This is a genomic window from Aquimarina algicola, assembly GCF_006443095.1.
In the GTDB taxonomy this organism is placed as follows: domain Bacteria; phylum Bacteroidota; class Bacteroidia; order Flavobacteriales; family Flavobacteriaceae; genus Aquimarina; species Aquimarina algicola.
In genome coordinates, this window is sequence record NZ_VFWZ01000002.1 from 638265 (window position 1) to 661692 (window position 23428).

The following is a 23428-nucleotide window of genomic DNA, read 5'->3' on the forward strand; positions in this document are numbered from 1 at the left end:
TCCTTATCTTTCTTGACTTTTAAGGTTACATTATCTTAATAGCAAAGAAACCAAAATTGTTACTCTTTTAGCATTTTTTTAACACACTAACCCAGTAACAATTTGCCGTTTTGATACATAGACAAATGAGTACGACTGAAGAACGACAAATCCTAGAGGGGATCCTAAATGGTGATGAAAAGATACTAAAGGCATTTTATAGAGATAATATGCCGTATATAAAAAAGTATATTCTCAAGAATGCCGGTAATCATGAAGATGTTGAAGATGTATTTCAGGATGCAATGGTATTTATATACCAAAAAATGAAGACTGATTCTATCCACTTAGAATCTTCTTTGCGTACTTATTTTTATGGTGTTTGTAAAAATATATGGAGAAATCGTTTACGAAGAAATAAAAAAATGGTTATTACAGATGATCTTATCGATGAAAAAGAACATACAGAAAACTCTATTGTAGATGAGATTATAAATAAAGAACAAGAATATTTATACAGAAAACATTTTTCAAAGCTTGGTACCACTTGTCAGCAATTATTAACATTACTGTTTAAAGGAAAGAGCATGAGAGAGATTTCTAAAGTCATAGGATATTCTGAAGGATATACTCGTAAAAAAAAATTTGGCTGTAAACAGCATTTAATAGAAATGATAGAACAAGACCCCGCCTACCAAGAATTAAAGTTGCCTGCCAAAAAGAACTAAACTTTATGAAACGAACCCAGCAACTATTTGACAAAATCGAAGCATATCTTGCTCGTACATTACCTTTGGAAGAGCGAGAAGCTTTTGAAAAAGAAATGGATGAAAATCCGGAACTTCAACTTGAAGTTGAAAAACACAGAGAATTACATGCTGTTTTTGCTGATGAAGATACTATGGCATTCAAACAGCAACTTATCGAAATTAGTAGATCAATTCGAGAAGAAGAAGAAGCGGCAGCAGCATCAACCTCTAAAACTACATCTCGATTCTTGAAAATAGCAGCATCAATTGCATTGATTATTGGTATTGGATCTGCAATCTGGTACACCTATACTATTCAAGATCAAAATAATGATTTGTACGCAGCATATTATTCTCGCTATCCGGTAGAGGATGTTACCCGAGGAGATAAAGACAATGTGCTAAAAAACATTTTGAAAGACTATGCCTCTGGAGCCTATAAAAATGTCATTGATTCGCTAGAAAACAGTAATTTAAAAGAATCTAATCAAAGACTAAAAATTTATTTGGGTAACAGTTATCTCCAAACTGAAAACCCCAAAGATGCTATTACTCAATTTGCTTCTATTACGCCCTCTAGTAGATATTATGAAATAGCGCAATGGTATTTATCTCTGGCACACCTCAAAAAAAATCAACCAAAACAATCTATCAAAACTCTTAAAAATATTATTGAATTTAATGGTTCTTACAAAAGAAAAGCCGAGCGCTTATTACAAGAACTTTCTGAATAATTTTTTATGATCTATATTAACAATAACGGGCCAGACAAAAGATTTTTGGTTTTAATACTGTTACGTGCAATAGATCTTAAAATGCCTCTCTCCTTAAAATCTTAACATTTACAAAATTTTACGAAAATTAACATAATTTCTGGTAACATATCTGTGACATAGGACATTAATACATATACCCCCAAATTAAACTTGTATTAACGTAATTCAGTCTCTCAGTAAAGAAATAATTATGAATGTTATCATGAAACAAATTAAGTTAATGGAACGCATTGATCAGCTCACGCGTTTGGAAGCCACAGGAACTCCTTTAGAATTAGCATTACGTCTCGGGATTTCTAAAACAAAGTTGTATCGTATTATTAATGTAATGAAAGATCTCGATGCTCCTTTGGAATATGATATTAATTTGCAGAGTTATATTTATGCAAAAGATGTAGGTTTTAAGTTTGGTTTTTTTACAGATAATACAACCTCAGACACATTACACCCCCATGCTGGATAACTTTATCATTATCCTACTATAACAATGCCAGATCGACAATCAGTTGATCTGGCTTAATTATTTTATAACCTCTATTTGAAAGAAGAATGCCCGGTAATATCAAAGCCGGTAATCAATAAGTGGATATCATGAGTCCCCTCATATGTGATAACACTTTCTAAGTTCATCATATGACGCATAATGCTATACTCTCCTGTAATTCCCATACCACCCAGTACTTGTCTAGCTTCTCTGGCAATTTTTATCGCCATTTCTACATTATTGCGTTTTGCCATAGAGATTTGCGCACTTGTTGCTCTTCCTTCGTTACGTAATACTCCCAAACGCCAAGCTAGTAATTGCGCTTTTGTGATTTCGGTAATCATTTCTGCAAGTTTCTTTTGCTGTAATTGTGTAGCTGCAATAGGTTTATCAAACTGCACTCGTTCTTTTGCATATCGTAACGCAGTATCATAGCAATCCATTGCTGCCCCAATAGCTCCCCATGCAATGCCGTATCTGGCAGAATCAAGACACCCCAGGGGTCCTCCTAGTCCGCTTTTGCCCGGTAAAAGATTTTCTTTAGGAATTTTTACGTTATCAAAAATGAGCTCTCCAGTAGCAGAAGCTCTCAGTGACCATTTGTTATGTGTCTCGGGAGTAGTAAATCCTTCCATGCCACGCTCTACTATAAGCCCATGGATTCGACCTTCTTCATTTTTTGCCCATACAACGGCAATATCGGCAAACGGAGCATTGGATATCCAAAGTTTTGCTCCATTTAATACATAATGATCTCCTTTATCTTTAAAATTAGTTGTCATTCCTCCCGGATTTGATCCATGGTCGGGTTCTGTGAGTCCAAAACACCCCATAAATTCTCCAGAAGCTAATTTGGGTAAGTATTTTTTACGCTGTTCTTCTGTTCCATATTTCCATATCGGGTACATTACCAAAGAAGATTGTACCGATGATGTAGAACGCACACCAGAATCTCCTCTTTCGATTTCTTGCATGATTAAACCATAACTTATCTGGTCTAAACCTGCTCCTCCATACTCTTCAGGAATATAAGGACCAAATGCCCCTATTTCTGCCAGTCCTTTTATAATTTGATTCGGAAACTCTGCTCGTTGTGCATATTCTTCAATAATAGGAGACACTTCTCTCTTTACCCAACTACGGGCTGCATCTCTTACTAATTTATGCTCATCTGTAAGTAATTCATCAAGTTGATAATAATCTGGAGCTTCAAAAAGGTCTGGTTTCATAATATTAATTTGTTTTATTATGATATTTGTAAAAAATACCGCTATATACCACTAACAAATGTAATTAATGAAAAAAGAGCTTGCAATTTTTTTAGAACTTTTAAAAATTGTCTAAGAATTTGAATATTAAAAAATGCCCTAATTAAAAAATTAGGGCATTTTTTTAGAGCAACTCAACAAACTCTGTTTGTTTATCGAGTTCTAAAAGCATTATAAAAATAAATAGTAGTTATATCTTCATAGCACTATTCATTTTATTTTATGGTTATACAACCGTCTTTGATTTCAATCTTATCGTCATCACTCAATGTAATCCATCCGCAATCTGTTTTAATTTCGGCTTTTTCACTTCCTCCTTGTATCGTTACCGAAGAAGTTCTGCTACTTCCGAATTCAACAGTTTTTGTAGATCCTGCAATTTTCACTTCAAACTTGTGTGTTTTAGAATCTTTGTTGTAATACCTTAAATATACATTGGCATGTATAGAAAATGTAGCTAACAAAAGAAAAACAAAGGATACAATACGTTTTTTACAATTCATCTTTTCTTAAATTTATTTGTTAAAGTTATTTTTACTTGCAGAAATATATAAAATATTTCTTTTTTTCTCAAAAGTCTTAAAATTAAGCTTGTATCTAATTTTTAAAAAATAAGACTGCCCGAAAGTTTTAACTATTCGTCTTAATATGATTGAATTTAAAATACCCGTATTTTTCAAAACAAGATATTAAAAATATACTTCCAGGCAGCCTCCTCTCTCTATCTAAAAATCAGCCTTTAATCAATTCACAACTAATTTATTGCTGTTTGTTTTGTCACCTTTGATGGTCTTTACAAAGTAAATTCCTTTTTGTAATGACCTAGGCAATATCACTTGTTGATTTACACTCTCTATAATACCTTCTGCTATTACAATACCCGAAAAAGAAATCACTTGATAAGGTGTGTTCTTTTGTCCATTTTTGATAAAGAACTCTTGTCCATTAGAAGGTATCGGATAAATTTTGGTTGCTACATCTGACGAAATATCTGTGAGGTTTTGTAAGGATTTACTCGAGCAATCTGCAATAATATCATTAGCACTACTTGTATTACTACTATTATTTGATATTGAAATCTCTCCTTTTACAGCTCCGGGGGTTGTTAATAATGGTAAAACTCCACAAGCGTTTTGAAGATTAGGATTATTAATCAATATAAGCCTACCTCTTATTAATGCCAGATTTGACAATCCATCCAAATTTTCTAGAGATGCATTGTTTGATACAACTACATCTGCAGGAGAGGTATTTGGATTAGGGTTAAAACCTGCTATCCCGTTTATATTTCTGAGCGCATTATTTGATGAAATACGTATCACTATACTATTGATTGTAGCGCCTGATAAACCGTTTATATTATCCAATAATGGATTTATTGATAAAAAGATATTACCTATGTTTTTTAGATTTTGTAACGCATCTATATTGGTAATTTTAGTTCTATTCAAGTTCAAGTCTCCTCTTATGTTTTCTAAGCTATTTAAGTTTGGAAGTTCTGAAATGTTAGCGTTAAATATTTTAAAGTCTTTTAATATATTTATCTTAGAAAGCCCCTCTATACGTTCTACTTTTGGATTTTGAGAAAGTAGAAAACCATTAAGGGCTGTTAGGCTATTAAATCCTCTAACACTTAAAAGTTCTGGATTGTTTTTTATATTTATTTCTAATATTGATGGAACTTGTTCAAATCCTACAATTTGAGTCAAATTTGAGTTTCCTTCTATAGTAAGACTACCTCCTAATGTTTCTAAAATTGATAAATTCGTAAGATCAGTAATATCTCCTGCAACAGCCTCTTTTATCGTAAGATTACCTGTAATCTCGCAAAAATTAAAATTGTCTATTTGTGATTGTGAAGTAATTATAAGATTACCGTCTAATGTCTCGCAACAATTTTTGAAAACATCTTCGACTGAACTTGCTTTGGAACCGTTATTTTCTATTAAAGGCTCTAATCCTGTAGGAACAGCAACTTCTATATAAGATTTAAGTGCTACTACAATCCCACAAGCATCTTGTAGATTAATATTGTCTTGTAATATTAAATTATCAACTTCTGTAAATGCATAGTATAATATATTAGCCAACCCATCTAAGTTTTCTAGTATTTGATTTCCCTCTATCCATAGATTTTGAGAAACTACTGTAATACCAGAAAGACCATTTATATTTTGTAGTAATTGATTATCTTTTATAATTATTGAAGTTCCGATAGACTCTTCGTTTGTTGTTATGCCAGATAAACCATCAATATTTTGCAATTGAGAATTATTAATAACTCGCAAATCTTGTCCCTCTGCTTTTAGATTAGACAATCCATCTAGATTAACCAAAGAAGAATTGTCTTTTATTACTAAATTTAATTCAACAAAATCACTGGATAAACCAGTTATATTAGAAAGTCCATTGATATTAGTTAAAGCTGTATTATTTTCGATAGTAATATCAAAAACAGAAGTAAGTATTGACAAATTATCGATATTAGTGATTGCCCCCGGAGAAGCCTCTTTAATAACAAGTTTCCCATTTATTTTTGTAAAATTGAACGCGTCAACTTCAGCTTGTGTAGTAAGTGTTATATTTCCATTACTTACTTGTGCCATCCCAAGGTAAGTAGCAAATAATAGCATAAAATAAAAAAGTCTGTGTTTTTTCATTGTAATAGTTTTAAGATCCACAAATTCAATAATAAACTTGTTTGAGTTGATGTAATACATTAATAGATAGACAAATAGAGCCTCTCTTCAAAGGAAGAATTATGTGATAAAATAGTGCAATCTAAATTTGATCTCATATAATTTTAACTTCAAAAGAGTGGATCAAAAGTAGGAGTAGCTTGCAAATCATTACTTGTCAAAAAATCATTTTTTTTGATGACTTTCCGAAAGTACAATAACAGTTTATGAAAGCACTTTTTAGCTTGATGAACAAAACAAGCAAAAAGGTATTCTTATATAAGGAGTAGCTATATCATCTATTCTCATACAAGCGAAATTTGAACAAGTACGAGTAAATACCCTAAAATTTAATTGTACTATGATTTCAAATTATTCTTCTGAAGATAAATACGTGTACAAATTCCTCATTTCTCACTTTTTATCCACATAAAAAAGACTGTATTTATACTTTGATACAGAATCAAAAAAAATCATAAACTTCTAAAATACAGCACTTTAAACTCTTTAATCACTCTTTTTAATTCGATGGCATAATTATTCTATACTAGTAAATAAGATTAAGAATTATATTAAAACTCAAAAAAGATGAAAAATTTATTTGTATTACCAGCTTTAGCATTCGGACTATTAATAGGAACTCAAAACAGTACAGCACAAGATGTTGCAATCAACGATACAGAGACCATAGCCCCTGTGCAAGAAAAGTATGTTGAAATCGCAACAGAAAATTTACCAAAACCAGTTTTAGATGCTATTGCTGCGAATATGCCTGATGCAACCGTAGAAAAAGCAGAAGCTACAGAAGATGCATCAGAATTCAAAATAACTGTTAGACAAGGAGACAAAGTTTCTGAAGTAGTTTTTGATGCAGAAGGAAACTTCAAAGGATAAACTTTGAAAAACGATAAAGAAATTTAGCCAAGTATACTTATTTATACTTTGTTAAACTTCGTAGAGTGATTGAATTTTGGAAAGGAAAGCATAATAGCTTTCCTTTTTTTGTTACGTCTTGGTCTACACACATCAATATAAATTAATGGTTTTCAATTTATTATATTTTAAATAAGACATAGAAAGCCATTACATTATTGTGTATAAATTCCTCATTCTCTACTATTTATCCACATAAAATGTTTCATGTCTATATTCAAAGATACAATCAAAAAAGAATCTAAGATAATGAAAATCAAGCATTTAATCACAAAAAAACAAACACTTTAATCATATGGCACAATTATTCTATACTAGTAAATAAGATTAAGAATTATAAAATATTTAAAACTCAAAAAAGATGAAAAATTTATTTGTATTACCAGCTTTAGCATTCGGATTATTAATAGGAACTCAAAACAGTACAGCACAAGATGTAGCAATCAATGATACAGAAACTGTTACCTCTACTGTACAGGAGTATATCGAAATTGCTCCAGAAAATTTACCTAAACCAGTTTTAGATGCTGTTGCTGCGAATATGCCTGATGCAACTATAGAAAAAGCAGAAGCTACTCAAGATGCTTCTGAGTTCAAATTAACTGTAAAACAAGGTGAGAAAGTTTCTGAGGTAGTTTTTGATGCAGAAGGAAACATCAAAGGATAAGCCTAATGGCTATAAAAATTAACCTGATCGATTATTAGGTTAAATCTCGTAGAGTGATTGAATTTTGGAAAGGAAAGCTATAATAGCTTTCCTTTTTTTGTATTACACAATCTAGCTTTTATTTTCTAACTCTAATTCCGTGTATTAATTCCGCAGTAGCAATACGTTTTCTACATAAAAAAGACAGATTTCTTGCTACTCAATTTAAACCAAACACAAACAAACAACTGCTAATCAAGTTTTTATATAAAAAATATAGTAATCCAAATCCTATGGCATAATTCTTCTATATAAGAATATAAGATTAAGAATTATAAAATATTAAAACTCAAAAAAAGATGAAAAATTTATTTGTATTACCAGCTTTAGCATTCGGATTATTAATAGGAACTCAAAATAGTTCAGCTCAAGAGTTAGCTAGTAATGATACTACTGAAGCTGTTGCCCCAATTCAAGATAAATATGTAGAATTAGCTATAGAAAACTTGCCACAAAAAATAATTGATGCTGTTGCAAAAGATTATGCAGGATCAACTATTGAAAAAGCAGGTGCAAAAGAAGATGCTTCTGAGTTTATGCTAATCTTAAAACAGGGAGAAAAAACTATGGAAGTGTTTTGTGATGCAGATGGAAATTGGATTTCTAAATAATCCAACACTAAAACAAAGAAAAAGACTTTAATTTATAGTACTATAAATTAAAATTTCATAGAGTGATTGAATTTTGAAAAGAGAAGGTGTATAGCCTTCTCTTTTTATTTAATATCTTACATTTTTAAATAGTAAGACTTGGTAAGTTCTATGTATTCTTCTGTATAATCATGTCTAGAATTCTCGATAATTAATTCATCAACACTACACTCTTGCTCATCTTTAGAAAACAAAAACAAACTTCTCTTAATGTCAGAAGAAGGAGTACCTTTCACCCTGGTGATTTTTTTAGGATACAAAGATACTTTTGCTGCTATAGTGATTATATTCTTTTCTTCTGTATATGGTGCAATAATTGCAAATTGTCCCTGGTCGGATAATAATATTGATGCTCCATAAAAAAGATGCGTAAAGGGTAATGCATCTTCGAATCTAGCTAAATCCCTCTTATTATCTTTTGTTTTGTAATCTTCTTTATAAAAAGGAGGATTACTAATCAACATATCGTATTGATCATCAATTTCTTCAAAAAACTCTTGAAATGAAGCATGGTAACAAAATAACCGGTCTCCCCAATCAGAAGATTCAAAATTTTCTACAGCTTGTTCATAAGCATCAGCATCTATCTCTAAAGCATCTATTACTGCTGCCGAAGAACGTTGTGCAGCCATCAAAGCAATTACACCGGTTCCGGTTCCAACATCCAATATTGACGTTATAGATTCATCTAAAGGAACCCATGCACCAAGAAGCACTCCATCTGTGCCGATTTTCATAGCACATCGATCTTGCTTTACTGTAAATTGCTTAAATACAAAAGGAGGTGTTTTGGTATTCATAATTCTCTTCCAAAAAAAATCATCAGATTAGATAAAACAGTATTTGTTTTTTAAAGATAGAGATCAATTAATCCTTCGGGAGTATTCACATAAATCACTTTAGCTTCTCTATCAACTTTATCTATAAATTCATCATTCATAGGAATAAGGATTTCAGTCCCATTACGGTCAATTTCAAATAATGCTTGTGCCGTAGTATCATTGATCGAAGTTATTATACCTACTTCACCAAAAATATTATCTACAATTTGAAAACCAATAATCTCATGATAATAAAACTGGTCTCCTTCAAGTTTGGGCAGTAATGTAAGCGGAAGGTATATTTCTGCCTTCATCAGGTCATCAGCGTCTTCTTCACTGTCTATATCTTCAAATTTAACCCTAAGTAAATCACTTTTATGAAGAGCACTTTTTTCAATAAAAAATGGAACCAGATTATTGTTATAATCAATAAATACTGATTCCATCTTTGAATACGTTTCAGGCTCATCAGTATCTAATTTAATCAATACTTCGCCTTTAAAACTGAATTTACTTACGATTTTACCGAGATAGAAGCATTCTTCTTTCTTCATCGTTAATAATGCAACAATTTATTCTTCTTCGTTGCCAGCTTCGTTTGATGCTTCACCTTCAGATGCTTCTGCATTAGCTTCAGCTTCGGCTTGTACTGCTTCTGCTTCACGTTTTGCATTTACTTCTTTCTCAGCTTCTAAAATTTTAGCTTTAGCATCAGCATCTTCTTTTGCTAATGCTTCTTTTTTAGCATTTACAGAACCTTCTTTTTCAGATAACCAAGCTTGGAATTTCTCTTCTGCTTGCTCTTCTGTCAATGCTCCTTTACGTACTCCCCCAGCCAAATGGTTTTTTAACATCACACCTTTATAAGATAATATTGCTCTTGCCGTATCAGTTGGTTGTGCACCGTTTTGTAACCATTTTACAGCACCATCAATGTTTACATCAATTGCTGCCGGGTTTACATTTGGATTATAGGTTCCTAATTTTTCAAGAAATCTACCATCTCTCTTTGATCTAGCGTCTGCCGCTACGATCCAGTAAAAAGGCTTCCCTTTTTTACCGTGTCTCTGTAATCTAATTTTAACAGGCATATGAATTAATTTTTGGGTACTCGACCCTATTTATAATTAAGGGCGCAAAGATAACTATTTTAACTCAATAAAAGTCAGTATTTTGTAAAGTTTATTGTCTTTTAAATATTAATCATAGATTTAAAAGAGTCTCAGTAATTTAAATCATAGGTTTTTTACAAGTTCAAAATTACATACTACACCTACTTATTTTATCTAAAAAAATCTTATTTGTGTATTTCATCGATAAAATATGTTTTTTTTCGATAAAAAAATTGTTTTCAAAGAATTTTCACCGTATGTTTGTATCAGTAATAAATTACGGTTAGTCCGTAAAGCATAACCATAAAAGCCCCAAGCCTATGATTAGAACTATTACTCTATCTTTATTATTATATTGTTTAATTTTTACCTCTTGTACAACAGACGTTGAGATCAATGACCCTGCATTACAAGCAAAAATCGGAAATGATTTATTTAGATCCTCGGTAAAAAAAGCAATTCTTTACGACGACGGAACCCTTGTGATTTCTGGTAGTGATGGCGAACAAACTATTAGTTTTACAACCAATTCTCTTAATACGGGAACATATAAAACCAGTAAACAAAGTAAAAAAAGTATCAGTAAAATAAATTATCAAAAACAAGAGAAAACTTACATTTCTAAAGATGGTGAGTCTGATGGACAAGTTATTATTACAGATATTATAGATGGTGAGATTTCTGGTAACTTTTATTTTGATAACCTCAAAGATGAAAATGGCAATGCGATCAATTTCAGAAGTGGATGGTTCTATAGACTTCCTGTTGAAAATGGAACTATAGAAGAAGAGGAAGTTCAGGAAATTAATCCTTGCTTACTTAATGCATCTTTGACTGCAATGGCTGATGGCTCAGAAATGATTACAGATGATCATAGTGCAAATTTATTTGGTGTAGACAATGTATCAATTTTGATTACGGCAGCAAACGAAACTCAGGAGATTACAATTGTATTTCCTTCTGATGCAAAACCAGGAGAATATGCCTTATCAGGATCAGGTGACTATAGTGCAACATATGCTTATGAAAAAGATAAGTCCTCTGCTTTTACAGGAAGATTAATTATAACCGAGCATAATATAGAAACAAAGTGTATTAGTGGAACTTTTGAATTCGAAACCAGAAGTGACTCCACAATATCTGAAGGCCGTTTTGACTTTGGATACTAGTTTCAATTTTTTTAAAATTATCCCCCAATCTTAAAATTACCCCTACTTAAATTTGAAAAAAGCGCTCATAATATGAGCGCTTTTCAAATTTATATATTCATTATTAACTCCCTATAAAATATTAGATCTGATTAAAAAAAATGTTAGCTATAAAACATTAAAAAAAATTACCATTTTTCAACAAAACCTTAAAAAAAGTTAAGTAAATATTAAAAAAAACTATAATCCTACAAAGCATTAACATTTTTTCAAAAAATATAAAATACTTAAAATCAATATATTATTAATTTTAAATATTAAAAAAATCATAAAATCTATTTTCTATATAAAATTCGTTGTGTAAGCGAGAAATGTTGCTGTCGTCTGAACAAATGATCAAATCTTAAATATTGAATTTTCGATATTATAAACAATTGGCCAATTGTTTTTTATACACAAATTAAAAAAATAGAATAATGAAAAATTTTAAAACCGTACTCTTAAGCTTATTTGTTGTCGTATTGTTTTCTTCTTGTAGTAATGACGACAATCAATTATCAGAAAGCGCATCAACAACAGATGATTCAAAATCTTTTAAATCCTTAAAAGCACTAAAAGAAGCTAAACTATTATTAAGCAGTATAAAACGTGATGGTGGAATCCCTTTTAACGCAAGTAACCCTGCACTATCATTTACATCAGAACAAAATGTTTTTCTACCTAGTGTTTTAGGAATCGATTTTAGAATAGACAGATCAGTAGTTCCTGCTGGGCCTACAGCAAGATTTCCAATGTTTCGAGGTTTAGAAACTACTCCAAATGGACTTCGTAGATGTTATTATGTGATTACAGAAGCATCCGACAAAAAAATGGCAAAAAAGTTGGGTGTTATTTTTTCTCCAAGAATGGCAGCTGCAATAGGCTCAGGTGGAGAACAAAATGCGTATTTTAACCGCAGAGGAAGACTTGTATTTGAGGGGTCTGTAGATTTCTCACCAAAAAGATCTTTAGTACCTGGTCCAACATCAGAAGACGGATTATTATTTGGATTTCCTCCAGCACAAGTAAATCCTGGTGCAATAGCAAGTCCAGAGTGGTCTTCTTATGTAGTGTTACCTAGTGGAGTTGTGATAAATGCACAAATGGTAGCCAACAGTACCGGTCTACATGACAGAATCCCTAATCCGGATGGTAACGGACCTGAGCAAGAAGATGATCTAAACAATCCAAACTTTGCTCCTGATCAAGCATCTGTTGTGATGCAGCTATTAGATGGATGGCATGACGGACAACCATATTATTTTCATATCGTAACAGATACTTCTGACCCGGGACCAGCTACAATAGAATTGGGAGTGTTTGCACCAAGACTAGCAAACCTACCAACATTTGGGTTATTTCCCGGTGGTTCTATGTTGCCTTTTAGTCCAACTGCAAATGGTAGAACTACAGATACCGATGGTTTTGGAGTTCAGGGCCTCAATACGGCTTCTTTAAGCGATAGACAAGTACAAGATCCTACAAATACGTTTCCTATTGATCCTAGTGACCAAAGATATGCACCTATGTGGGACGCTCACATTACAGAATTTACAATTCCAGAATCAGAACGCCCAATCTTAAGAAGTTTTGACCAAATTAACCAGTTATTAGCAGACGGTACTTTAATTCCTTTTAGAGGTAATGCTAATCCAAGTCCATTGGCAAACTCATTGTCTGATTTGCTAACCGCTACAGGAGCAATTATAAACTGCCCGGTTATTACGCAGCCAAGCGAAAGTGTAATAGGCACTCAAATTGGCTCTCCGCGTAATAGATAATTTTATTCCATAAGCAGATCTATAGTCATAAACCTAGTTGCAAGTAATTGCAGCTAGGTTATTTTCATAATGGCCATTGTATTTTGAGAATTTAATCTAAAACAATAATCCACAATTTATAAGATCTCAAAATAGTTAATAATTCTGAATAACTTTTCATAAGCAGAAGCCATGATTTTCTGTATTTTTGAAAGTCTGAAGTAAGGCTTTATTATTTTCGAAATACCTTTTTTATGTACTTAATTTTTGATACGGAAACTACAGGGCTTCCTAAAAGATGGGATGCGCCTATAAGCGACACAGATAATTGGCCAAGGTGTATCCAAATTGCCTGGCAATTACATGATGCTATGGGTAATTGCATTGAACATCAGGATTACCTTGTAAAACCAGAAGGTTTTAATATCCCGTATGATGCAGAAAAGATACATGGTATTTCTACAGAACTTGCTCAACAAGATGGTATCACATTACAGGAAGTGCTAGACAAATTTAATGTAGCTCTTTCTAAAACCAAGTTTGTCGTAGGTCAAAATGTAGGTTTTGATGTAAACATCATGGGCGCAGAATTTTATCGCCTTGACATAGAAAACAACCTTCAAGAATTACCTGTTTTAGATACCTGTACTGAAACTACAGCAGCACTTTGTCAAATTCCCGGTGGTCGTGGAGGCAAGTTTAAACTCCCAACACTTACTGAACTTCATCAATATCTCTTTGAAGTAGGTTTTAACGAAGCTCATAATGCAACTGCAGATGTTGAAGCTACAACACGTTGTTTTTTAGAACTGATCCGAAAGCAAGTTTTTACAGCAGAAGAACTCGATGTTTCTCCTAACTATTTTGATCAATTTAAAGAAGTTAATTCAGCCCCTATACAACTTATAGGACTACAACATATTAACCTCAAACAAGCTTCTCAAAAAATAAGAGAGGCTCTAGAAAAACAAATTGGATCAGATTTATCTCAAAAAGAGATAGAAGAAAATATTGCTGCTCTTGATCAGGCTAATTTTATCCATTTACACAACCATACACAATTTTCGGTTTTACAATCCACAACAAGTATCCCTGATTTGGTAAAAGTTGCCGCTAAACATAAAATGAATGCAGTAGCTATGACAGATCATGCGAATATGATGGGAGCTTTTCATTTTGTACAAGCAGTTACCAATCATAATAAAAGTGTAAAAGCTGCAAATGAAGAAGCAATTGAAAATGGCGAAGAACCATCAGGTGTAGAAATAAAACCAATAGTAGGATGTGAGTTTTTTGTTTGTGAAAATCATACAGATAAATCAAGAAAGGATAATGGATATCAAATTGTGATGATAGCCAAAAACAAAAATGGATATCACAACCTTGCCAAAATGTCTTCTATCGGATTTGTAGATGGTTTTTATTATGTTCCAAGGATAGACAAAGAAATCATAAGTCAATATAAAGAAGATATTATTGTACTTACAGGAAACTTATATGGTGAAGTTCCTAGTAAAGTATTAAATATTGGAGAAAAACAAGCCGAAGAAGCTTTATTATGGTGGAAAGAACAATTTGGAGACGATCTGTATATCGAAATCATGCGCCATAATCAAGAAGATGAAAATAGGGTAAATCAAGTGTTGATCAATTTTGCCAAAAAACATGACGTAAAAATGATCGCTTCTAACAATACCTATTATTGCGAGAAAGAAGATGCTAATGCTCATGATATTTTATTATGTGTAAAAGACGGCGAAAAACAAGCAACTCCAATTGGTAGAGGACGTGGCTATAGATATGGGCTACCCAATCAGGAATACTACTTTAAGTCTTCAGAAGAAATGAAAGACTTATTTAAAGATCTTCCAGAAGCCATCATCAATATCAATGAAATTGTAGACAAAATAGAGCCTTTTATTCTGGCCCGAGATGTATTATTGCCGGCATTTGATATTCCAGAAAAATTTCAATTCGAAGAAGACAAACATGATGGTGGAAAAAGAGGAGAAAATGCATATTTAAGACATATCACCTACGAAGGCGCTAAGATTCGCTATGAAGAAATTACTCCCGAAATTGACGAAAGACTTGATTTTGAATTAAAAGTAATAGAAAAAACAGGATATCCGGGGTATTTTTTGATTGTAGAAGATTTCATCCGTGCCGCCAGAGAAATGGGAGTTTCTGTAGGTCCGGGACGTGGATCAGCAGCAGGATCTGCCGTAGCTTATTGTCTATGGATCACCAACCTAGACCCTATTAAGTATGATTTACTTTTTGAGAGATTTTTGAATCCTGATCGTGTAAGTATGCCCGATATCGATATCGATTTTGATGACGAAGGTCGAGGACGTGTAATGGACTATGTAATCGAAAAATATGGTGCAAATCAAGTAGCACAAATCATTACATATGGTACAATGGCTGCCAAATCATCAATAAGAGATACTGCTAGAGTACTAGACTTGCCTCTTGGGGACGCAGACCGTATCGCCAAGCTCATTCCTAATATGTCAAAACTTGGTAAAATCTTTGGTGTTGACGAAGCTACACTGAAGAAAAAATTCAGAAGTGATGAGCTCGAAAAAGTTAATGAACTCCTTAATATAGCAGAAGGCTCAGACCTCGAAGCAGAAACCTTAAATCAGGCTAGAGTACTAGAAGGGTCTGTAAGAAATACTGGAATACATGCGTGTGGAGTAATTATTACTCCAGACGATATTACAAAATTTGTCCCTGTTGCACTAGCAAAAGACTCTGACATGTATTGCACACAGTTTGACAACTCTGTCGTAGAAAGTGCAGGATTGCTTAAAATGGATTTCTTAGGTCTTAAAACACTAACCTTAATTAAGGATACCGTAAAAATTGTCAAAGCAAAACATGGCGTAGAACTCGATCCCGAGAATTTTCCATTAGACGATGAAGAAACCTACGCACTTTTCCAAAGAGGTGAAACCGTAGGGATATTCCAATACGAATCACCGGGGATGCAAAAATACATGAAAGAACTAAAACCGACTGTTTTTGCAGACCTTATAGCCATGAACGCTTTATATAGACCCGGTCCTCTTGAATATATTCCTAGTTTTATTAATAGAAAACATGGAAAAGAAGAAATTATTTACGACTTGGAAGCTTGCGAAGAGTATTTACAAGAAACCTACGGGATCACAGTATATCAGGAGCAAGTGATGCTTTTATCACAGAAACTAGCTGATTTTACCAAAGGTGAAGCAGATGTTTTACGAAAAGCAATGGGTAAAAAGCAAAAAGCAGTGCTTGACAAGATGAAACCAAAATTCATTGAGCAAGCTGCTGCCAAAGGACATGCAGAAGATAAGTTGGAAAAAATATGGAAAGATTGGGAAGCTTTTGCAGCATATGCTTTCAACAAATCTCACTCTACCTGCTATGCGTGGATCGCCTACCAAACAGCTTATTTAAAAGCGCATTACCCTGCAGAATATATGGCTGCTGTACTTTCTAATAACATGAACGATATTAAACAGGTTACATTTTTTATGGAAGAATGTAAACGTATGAAATTAGAAGTACTTGGACCAGATGTAAACGAATCTTATCATAAATTCTCGGTAAACAAAGACGGAGCAGTACGTTTTGGGATGGGCGCTATAAAAGGTGTAGGTACAGGAGCGGTGGCAACCATAGTAGAAAACAGAAAAGAAGATGGCCCTTATCGATCCATCTTTGATCTTGCCAAGCGCATAGACCTAAGAGCAGCAAACAAAAAAGCTTTTGAAAGCTTAGCATTGGCAGGAGGATTTGATTCTTTCTCAGAAACCCACAGAGGGCAGTATTTTCATGAAGAAGGAGATGGTATTACTTTTCTAGAAAAAGCAGTGAAGTATGGAGCAAAACTTCAAGAAAGTGAAAACTCCTCTCAGGTAAGTTTATTTGGAGAAGCCAGTGAAGTTCAAATTCCTGAACCTGTTGTACCACCTTGTGAAGAATGGGGTACAATGGAAAAATTAGCACGAGAAAAAGAAGTTGTAGGCATCTATCTTTCAGGACATCCACTCGATGATTTTAAATATGAAATGAAATATTTTTGCAATGGTACATTATTGAACTTTGCAGACCTAGAAAGTAATATCAATCGCGAGATCTCTTTTGGTGGAGTTATCACCAATGTAGAACATCGTACTTCTAAAAATGGTAAAGGATGGGCAACTTTTACTATGGAAGATTACAACACAGCACACGAGTTTAGAGTTTTTGGAGAAGACTACCTCAAACATCGCGCATTTCTTGTAAAAAGTACATTTGTCTATACCAAAGCCTTTATTAAAGAAGGTTGGGTAAATAGAGATACAGGCAAAAAAGGAGATCCAAGAATACAATTCAATAGTTTTCAGTTATTGCACGATGTAATGGAAAGCTACGCTAGAAAACTGACCATTCAGTTAGATATCAATGATATTTCTGATGATAGAATTGTTAGTTTAAAAGAATTGCTAGGTCATCATAGTGGCAGTCATACCTTGAATTTTGTAATTTATGAAATGGCAGAGCAATTAAAATTACATATGCCCAGTAGAAAACAAAAAGTAAATATCTCTCAAGAACTATTAACAGCATTAGAAAACGAATCTATATACTATAAACTGAACTAAAGAACTAATCAAAGAAGCTACTTGCCCAGTTTTCTGCTTCTTCTAATGTTTTAAAAAAAGTAAAGGCCTCGTTCCAAAGAGATTGTTCTACCATTGCTCTTTCCATCTCTTCGGGATTGTCAGAAACAATGGCGTAACCGATCATATTTTTTAAGATTCTTCCTTTATAAACATTGAGATCAATATCATGAGGGAATCTTCTATGCGAAATCAGTATAAAGTTTTTTCCTTTATAAAAATCTTCCATCATAGATGTAATTTCTTCTGAAATTTCCATCGTAACAGTAGAACCTTCTTTCATCACCAAAATAGCATGTGATGCTTTGAATTTAATATAATAAGAGGGTAATTGAATTTCTTTCATCATTATCAACACATGATAAAACAAATATAATGCTAATTTTATTTTTAATATACTACTTCTATAACTAGAATTTTATCCTTACTATTGTTATTGCAAAATACATATTGATTATACAATAGGTACTTGGTTAATTTTGATACAATTATCAGAAAATCTGATGCCCTCATAATCAAAACAAATATTATGGTTGTAAGCTTTCGCAGAATTATTGACTAATTTTGTGAAATGATAAATAAGTAAGAATTTTTTAAAATTATAAATAATTATGGCACTAGAAATAACAGATGCTACTTTTGATGAAGTAGTACTTAAAAGTGACAAACCTGTATTAGTAGATTTTTGGGCTGCTTGGTGTGGTCCTTGTAGAATGGTAGGTCCTATTATAGAACAAATAAGCGATGAATATGAAGGCAAAGCTGTTGTTGGAAAAGTAGATGTTGATGCAAATCAAGAGTTTGCTGCCAAATATGGTGTAAGAAACATCCCTACAGTATTAGTTTTTCAAAATGGTGAAGTAGTAGGTCGCCAAGTAGGAGTTTCTCCTAAAAATGTATATGCTGAAGCTTTGGATTCTTTGTTATAAAAGTAATATACAAATTGAATAATATAGAAGCTTGACGTTTGTCAAGCTTTTTTTGTATTCAAAAACAATTGAGCTGAGCTAACCCTATAATTAAGTTTAAATAGTATTCATCATAATAATTTTGTAATATGCAGGTAAGTAGACTTACTAAATAATATTAATTATGGATTTTCAAAAAGAAATTAATAAAACTACAGGATTTACAAACTTGGAGTTATTGGCAAAACAAGTTGTCGAAGGTTTTATTTCTGGCATCCATAAAAGTCCTTTTCATGGTTTCTCTGCAGAGTTTGCAGAACATAAAGTGTATAATTCTGGCGAAAGCACAAAACACATTGATTGGAAACTTTTTGCAAAAACCGATAAGCTTTTCACAAAACGATATGAAGAAGAAACAAATCTAAGATGCCATATCATTATTGACAATTCTTCTTCAATGCATTATCCCAAAGTTAAAGAACACCATCTGGAATCTTTAAATAAAATAAGTTTTTCTGTGTTGGCTACTGCATGCTTAATGAATGTTTTAAAAAAACAAAGAGATGCAGTAGGTTTGAGCATATATAGTGATCAATATGAATATTACACTCCAGAAAAAGGCAGTGAACGGCATCATCAAATGCTTTTAAACAGACTTAATGAAACGATTACAAGCATTCCAAGCAATAAAAACACAGATACTTTTAAGTATTTACACCTTATTGCCGAAAAAATACGCAGAAGATCATTAATATTTTTGTTTACCGATATGCTACAAGCATCATCGCAACCTAATAAACTATTTGAAGCGCTTAGACATCTTAAATACAACAAACACGAGGTTGTTCTTTTTCACACATATGACAGCATAAAAGAGCTAAATTTTGATTTTAAAAATTTACCCACTCGATTTGTTGATGTTGAAACAGGCGATCACATCAATTTGTATGCTGATAATATTAAGGATAATTACAGAAAAGCGATTTCATCATATTTTTATGATTTAAAAATGAAATGTACCCAATATGGGATTAAATATGTTGAGGCAGATACCACAAAAAGTTTCAATAAAATATTGATGACATATTTTACTGAAAGACAAAAGTTTGCGTAAACACTTTTATTTAATCGAAAAAAAAGTTGGAAAAATATTTGTGAGTAACAAAATGAGGTGTATATTTGCATCCGCAATAAGGTACTGGTCTGGTAGTTCAGTTGGTTAGAATACCTGCCTGTCACGCAGGGGGTCGCGGGTTCGAGTCCCGTCCAGACCGCTTAAAGGGTTAACAAAACCCCTCAAAACCTTGTAAATCCTATGATTTACAAGGTTTTCTTTTTTTAGAGCAATCATATAATTTGATATCATTTGCATCTAAAAGGTCACAAATCGTCAACATATCTTCTTTATCAAAATTATGTTGACAGAATAACGTAACTTACTCGTAGTTAATATAGTTGATTTGACTTTCGTCCAGTAATGTTTAACCATTAAAAGACGACAACTATGCGAACTTCATCAACATTTTCAGTACTGTTTTGGGTGTACGGTAAACGTGCTGTAAACAACAAGGCAAACATCTACGTTCGACTTACCCAAAATGGTAAGCGCGTGAACATTAGCCTTAAAAAGAAAATTGAAATTACCACTTGGGATGAGAAAACCCAAAGGGCTAATGGAACCGGTAAAGATTCACGTATTCTCAATCTTTATTTGAACGAGGTGCAATCAAAGATTTATCGAATATACGAGGACTTCAAAAAGGCAGAAAAACCATTTACTTCCCAAATGGTCAAGGCTAGATTTTTGGGCGAAGACAAAAAGCGCTTTTCTTTTCAAAACCTTATTGATTATTACAATGAAAAAATGCAGCATAAACTGCATAAAAATACGATGGGTCAATATAAAACTAGCCAAAGATATATGCTAGAGTATATCTTAAAAGAGTATGAGGAAACTGATATTTTTATTTCTGAACTAGATTATAGTTTTGTTATTGGCTTTGAGGATTTTCTACGCTCTTATGTTCCCAAACCAGGACAAAGTAAAATCGGCAACAATACAGCTATGAAACATATAAAACGTCTTCGTAGAATGGTAACCCTTGCCTATCGAATGGAATGGTTGGATAGAGACCCTTTTATTAATTTTAAAATGAAGATTGAAAAGAAAGAGCGTGAGTTTTTGACTAGTGAAGAGTTGCAGAGTATCGAAGACTTGAACTCTTCGATTGAGCGTCTTCTGGTTGTCAAAGATTTGTTCGTTTTTAGCTGTTATACCGGTATCTCATATAGTGATATTATAGAGTTGACTAGCGACAATATTGTAATTGGTATAGATGGTAATCCGTGGATAATGGCAGATAGGATTAAAACAGGCACACCATTTAAAATTCCATTATTAAATCAAGCACAAGTTTTAGTCGATAAGTACAAAGACCACCTTAGAACCCATAATAGTAGTAACCTTCTTCCGAAACTTTCAAACCAAAAACTAAATAGCTATTTAAAGGAAATAGCTGACCTGTGTGGCATCAAAAAGAACCTAACCTTCCATATGGCAAGACATACGTTTGCAACAACTGTTACTTTAAGTAATGGTGTTCCTATCGAAACTGTTTCAAAATTGTTAGGTCATACCAAATTATCCACCACTCAAATTTATGCAAGAGTTGTAGAAAAAAAGGTTAGTGATGATATGGCGCTTTTAAGGGATAAAATGGGTCAGCGAAAAATGGAAAGAGCTGTTTGAAGAAATTTAACAATATCGTCATTGTAAACGTGCCTTATTTAGATAAAGAATTGTTTTCTAAATACCATTAATACTTGTCCTAGAATTATGCATTTGATTTAATAGATATTGTAACATTAATTTTAACTATTTTGAACACAATTAAATTGTGTATAAAAATGAGATTATAATTATGTCAATACCTATAGTACTGGATAAATCAACATTTCAAGGCCTCAATTATGATGATATAGTTGAACTTCATAAATATTATATTGTGAACATCACACCTCTACTGGTTTCAGAAATTCTGGGTGACCTTGCAAAAGAAGAAAAAGAAGGAAAGAAACCACCTAAAGACCAAGTTACAGATTTAGCAAAAAAAATGTTTCCATATAACGCCTATGTTAATATGGATTATAAATTGCTAGTTGAAAAATCTTTAACTGGTGAATTTACAACTGCCCATAACAGACCATTTCTAAGCGCTCAAAAATCTATTAATACTCCTACGAAAAAAGGGATGACTTTCGTTGAGACAGAAGAAGAACTATCTATAAAGCGTTGGAAAAGAGGTGAGTTCGACACTATGGATGAAATTATTGCCAATGTATGGCGAACAGAATCCAAGGATGAAGCCGTGGTGAAAACATTCAAAGAAAAATTTGACCATCTTAAAGACATAAAAATAAGAGACCATAAACCTTCAAATGAAGAAAAGTTTTCAAGCTTGAAGGAAAGGCTGAAAGAACGCCTTTACATCGAAATTGAGCCAGTTGATACTTTAAATCTTGTGATGGAATATTTTGACATAAATCCTGATTTAAAAAATTCTATTGAATCCAGATGGAAAAATGAATCGCATCCAGATTTACAGAGTTTGGCAGAATATGCAATCTATTGTTATGAAGTGGTCAGTCTATACTATATTGGAATTAATAATTCGTTATGCGGTGAGAGATTGACAAATCTTTTGGATTTGGGATACTTGTTTTATGCGCCATTTGCAAGAGTATTTAGTACCAACGACAGATTTCTAAGAAATTTGTTTTTTGCGGTAGACCCTAATGATACATTCTTTGTCACATTACCAGAATTAAAAGAAGATTTCAAAAAATTTCAAACCTTAAATAAGGAAGGGGAAGTATTTAATGAACCACCAAACAAAGATTCAGAAACATATCGAATTTGGGATAGTGTTTTCAATATGGAACTTACCCGAAGACTTAAACCTTCCGCAGCGGAAATAAAAAGAAAAGAAGCTGAGTTAGAAGAAATTCTCAATATTGCCGAAACCGGAAAGGAAGGTGATTTTGAGGGGGAACCAGATTTTGTTACAAAAGAAACTTTTATATCTCCAGATGACCCTTGTCCTTGTAAAAGCGGTATTGCTTTCAAAGATTGTCACTTAGCTAAGGCTCAAAACAGGACCAACTAATTGTGAATAATATTGATAGAATTATTTAGATATAAGGCTTGGAAAAGCTGTGTTTTCAAAATTAAAATTCTGTTAATCCCAATAAAAATTGTTAAATTTTTGTAACTTTGCCCTCTAAATGAAACAGATTTTCCATAAAATATTATCCGTTTTGATGGCTTTTGTAGTCTTATTTACTACAATGTCATTTACTGTTGATATGCATTATTGTGGGGATTCTTTAGTTGATTTTTCGGTTTTTACCAAAGCGGAAAGTTGTGGTATGGAAAAAGCACAGCCAGTAAAAAGTTGTGAAAATCCAACAATGACTGAAAAAGATTGCTGTACTGACCAGCAATTTGTTAAGGAAGGTAACGAAGACTTAAAAACATCTTTCGATAAACTTACATTCGAGCAACAAATTTTTGTTGCAACATTTTTCTACACATACATAAATCGCTTTAAAGGTCTAGACGAGAACATCGTTCCTTTCAAGCATTATTCGCCCCCCTTTGTCGAGCGCGACATTCAAACGCTCTACGAGACATACTTAATTTGATTTTTAGACAGTAAATATCTCGCCCTGCGGTCTTCCGTTTGGGCTCGTTTTGTTG

21 protein-coding genes and 1 tRNA gene are annotated in these 23428 nt (G+C 32.8%); 15 read left to right on the forward strand and 7 right to left on the reverse strand.

What is annotated here, in order from left to right:
- Positions 1–125: 125 nt before the first annotated feature.
- The 3 genes from FHK87_RS06730 to FHK87_RS06740 all read left to right on the forward strand — a co-directional run bounded on the left by FHK87_RS06730 (position 126) and on the right by FHK87_RS06740 (position 1967).
- A complete protein-coding gene (locus FHK87_RS06730; protein WP_140591864.1) occupies positions 126–707 on the forward strand; it encodes an RNA polymerase sigma factor in 582 nt (193 codons plus the stop codon).
- Between the two features lie 5 nt (positions 708–712).
- Complete coding sequence (locus FHK87_RS06735) at positions 713–1462, forward strand: hypothetical protein (protein WP_140591867.1); 750 nt, start codon at positions 713–715, stop codon at positions 1460–1462.
- Between the two features lie 244 nt (positions 1463–1706).
- Complete coding sequence (locus FHK87_RS06740; protein WP_140591869.1) at positions 1707–1967, forward strand: hypothetical protein; 261 nt, start codon at positions 1707–1709, stop codon at positions 1965–1967.
- A gap of 71 nt (positions 1968–2038) precedes the next feature.
- Here the strand turns inward: FHK87_RS06740 and FHK87_RS06745 are convergent, their stop codons facing one another.
- From FHK87_RS06745 to FHK87_RS06755, 3 genes are all read right to left on the reverse strand, one after another.
- The gene (locus tag FHK87_RS06745; protein ID WP_140591871.1) at positions 2039–3217 is read right to left on the reverse strand and encodes an acyl-CoA dehydrogenase family protein; all 1179 of its coding nucleotides are present in this window, start codon (positions 3215–3217) and stop codon (positions 2039–2041) included.
- A 254-nt stretch (positions 3218–3471) separates the two neighbouring features.
- Positions 3472–3759, reverse strand: coding sequence for a hypothetical protein (locus tag FHK87_RS06750; protein ID WP_140591874.1), 288 nt, complete (start codon positions 3757–3759; stop codon positions 3472–3474).
- A 240-nt stretch (positions 3760–3999) separates the two neighbouring features.
- Entirely contained in the window at positions 4000–5916 is a 1917-nt protein-coding gene (locus FHK87_RS06755; protein ID WP_226294124.1) for a T9SS type A sorting domain-containing protein, read from the reverse strand.
- 606 nt (positions 5917–6522) lie between these two features.
- Between FHK87_RS06755 and FHK87_RS06760 the strand changes: the two genes are divergently transcribed.
- The 3 genes from FHK87_RS06760 (at position 6523) to FHK87_RS06770 (ending at position 8184) form a co-directional block, all read left to right on the forward strand.
- The gene (locus FHK87_RS06760; protein WP_140591878.1) at positions 6523–6828 is read left to right on the forward strand and encodes a hypothetical protein; all 306 of its coding nucleotides are present in this window, start codon (positions 6523–6525) and stop codon (positions 6826–6828) included.
- 400 nt (positions 6829–7228) lie between these two features.
- Positions 7229–7534, forward strand: coding sequence for a hypothetical protein (locus FHK87_RS06765; protein ID WP_140591880.1), 306 nt, complete (start codon positions 7229–7231; stop codon positions 7532–7534).
- Positions 7535–7872: 338 nt separating this feature from the next.
- On the forward strand, positions 7873–8184 hold the full coding sequence (locus FHK87_RS06770) for a hypothetical protein (protein WP_140591883.1): 312 nt from the start codon (positions 7873–7875) through the stop codon (positions 8182–8184).
- A 116-nt stretch (positions 8185–8300) separates the two neighbouring features.
- On the opposite strand, the gene FHK87_RS06775 is transcribed toward FHK87_RS06770, so the two are convergent.
- Genes FHK87_RS06775 through FHK87_RS06785 form a run of 3 tightly spaced genes read right to left on the reverse strand, consistent with a single transcriptional unit; the run spans position 8301 to position 10135 of the window.
- On the reverse strand, positions 8301–9023 hold the full coding sequence (locus FHK87_RS06775; protein WP_140591885.1) for a tRNA1(Val) (adenine(37)-N6)-methyltransferase: 723 nt from the start codon (positions 9021–9023) through the stop codon (positions 8301–8303).
- Between the two features lie 50 nt (positions 9024–9073).
- Entirely contained in the window at positions 9074–9598 is a 525-nt protein-coding gene (gene rimM / locus FHK87_RS06780) for a ribosome maturation factor RimM (protein ID WP_140591888.1), read from the reverse strand.
- Between the two features lie 18 nt (positions 9599–9616).
- Positions 9617–10135, reverse strand: coding sequence for a 30S ribosomal protein S16 (locus FHK87_RS06785; RefSeq protein WP_140591890.1), 519 nt, complete (start codon positions 10133–10135; stop codon positions 9617–9619).
- Positions 10136–10476: 341 nt separating this feature from the next.
- Here FHK87_RS06785 and FHK87_RS06790 point away from each other — a divergent pair, with 341 nt between their 5' ends.
- From FHK87_RS06790 to dnaE, 3 genes are all read left to right on the forward strand, one after another.
- Positions 10477–11325 carry a DUF6252 family protein gene (locus tag FHK87_RS06790; RefSeq protein WP_140591892.1) on the forward strand — a complete coding sequence of 283 codons (849 nt, stop codon included), beginning with the start codon at positions 10477–10479 and terminating at the stop codon, positions 11323–11325.
- 455 nt (positions 11326–11780) lie between these two features.
- Positions 11781–13124 (forward strand): hypothetical protein, encoded by a 1344-nt coding sequence (locus FHK87_RS06795; protein ID WP_226294125.1) that lies wholly within the window; start codon positions 11781–11783, stop codon positions 13122–13124.
- A gap of 233 nt (positions 13125–13357) precedes the next feature.
- Positions 13358–17743: a DNA polymerase III subunit alpha gene (gene dnaE / locus FHK87_RS06800; protein ID WP_140591895.1), complete on the forward strand. Its 4386-nt coding sequence runs from the start codon at positions 13358–13360 to the stop codon at positions 17741–17743.
- Between the two features lie 4 nt (positions 17744–17747).
- Here dnaE and FHK87_RS06805 read toward each other — a convergent pair whose 3' ends face one another.
- Entirely contained in the window at positions 17748–18110 is a 363-nt protein-coding gene (locus FHK87_RS06805; protein WP_140591897.1) for a hypothetical protein, read from the reverse strand.
- Between the two features lie 262 nt (positions 18111–18372).
- On the opposite strand from FHK87_RS06805, the gene trxA reads away from it, so the two are divergent.
- The 6 genes from trxA (at position 18373) to FHK87_RS06835 (ending at position 23373) form a co-directional block, all read left to right on the forward strand.
- Entirely contained in the window at positions 18373–18690 is a 318-nt protein-coding gene (trxA, locus tag FHK87_RS06810) for a thioredoxin (RefSeq protein ID WP_140591899.1), read from the forward strand.
- Between the two features lie 163 nt (positions 18691–18853).
- Positions 18854–19783: a DUF58 domain-containing protein gene (locus FHK87_RS06815; protein ID WP_140591901.1), complete on the forward strand. Its 930-nt coding sequence runs from the start codon at positions 18854–18856 to the stop codon at positions 19781–19783.
- 86 nt (positions 19784–19869) lie between these two features.
- A tRNA-Asp gene (locus FHK87_RS06820) sits at positions 19870–19943 on the forward strand.
- A 230-nt stretch (positions 19944–20173) separates the two neighbouring features.
- Entirely contained in the window at positions 20174–21418 is a 1245-nt protein-coding gene (locus FHK87_RS06825) for a site-specific integrase (RefSeq protein WP_140591903.1), read from the forward strand.
- 172 nt (positions 21419–21590) lie between these two features.
- On the forward strand, positions 21591–22835 hold the full coding sequence (locus FHK87_RS06830; RefSeq protein ID WP_140591906.1) for an SEC-C metal-binding domain-containing protein: 1245 nt from the start codon (positions 21591–21593) through the stop codon (positions 22833–22835).
- Positions 22836–22953: 118 nt separating this feature from the next.
- A complete protein-coding gene (locus tag FHK87_RS06835) occupies positions 22954–23373 on the forward strand; it encodes an HYC_CC_PP family protein (RefSeq protein WP_140591908.1) in 420 nt (139 codons plus the stop codon).
- Positions 23374–23428: the final 55 nt, after the last annotated feature.